The organism is Pseudomonas sp. HY2-MNA-CIBAN-0224, from assembly GCF_040310285.1.
GTDB classification, from domain to species: domain Bacteria; phylum Pseudomonadota; class Gammaproteobacteria; order Pseudomonadales; family Pseudomonadaceae; genus Aquipseudomonas; species Aquipseudomonas helleri.
Genome location: NZ_JBEOPQ010000353.1, coordinates 1 through 299, shown reverse-complemented (window position 1 = coordinate 299; position 299 = coordinate 1). Strand labels below are relative to the sequence as shown.

The following is a 299-nucleotide window of genomic DNA, read 5'->3' as shown; positions in this document are numbered from 1 at the left end:
AGCCGCCTCATACTGATTTTAGACTATCTAACAGTGTTGAGTACTTGATTGGTCATAATATTGATTTTGATATGACCGTTCTGAAAAATGCTGGCGTGACCCATACTCCTAATCTGATATGTACTAATGCGATGGCTAACTACCTGCTTCCTACGCTTGAGAGTCATAAGCTAGTATACCTCCTCTATTACTTTCACCGTTATATAGCGCGCGCTCAAGCAAGAGATGCACATGCTGCCATTGCTGATATTTACTTCACTGAGCTGGTGCTTGGTAGTCTGATTGATTTAGCTAATAGC

1 protein-coding gene is annotated in these 299 nt (G+C 41.5%); it reads left to right on the top strand.

The window, feature by feature from the left end; genetic code table 11:
- Positions 1-44 precede the first annotated feature (44 nt).
- Positions 45-299 (top strand): PolC-type DNA polymerase III domain-containing protein (locus tag AAEZ03_RS26710; protein ID WP_502947961.1); only part of this gene is annotated, 255 nt, incomplete at its 3' end.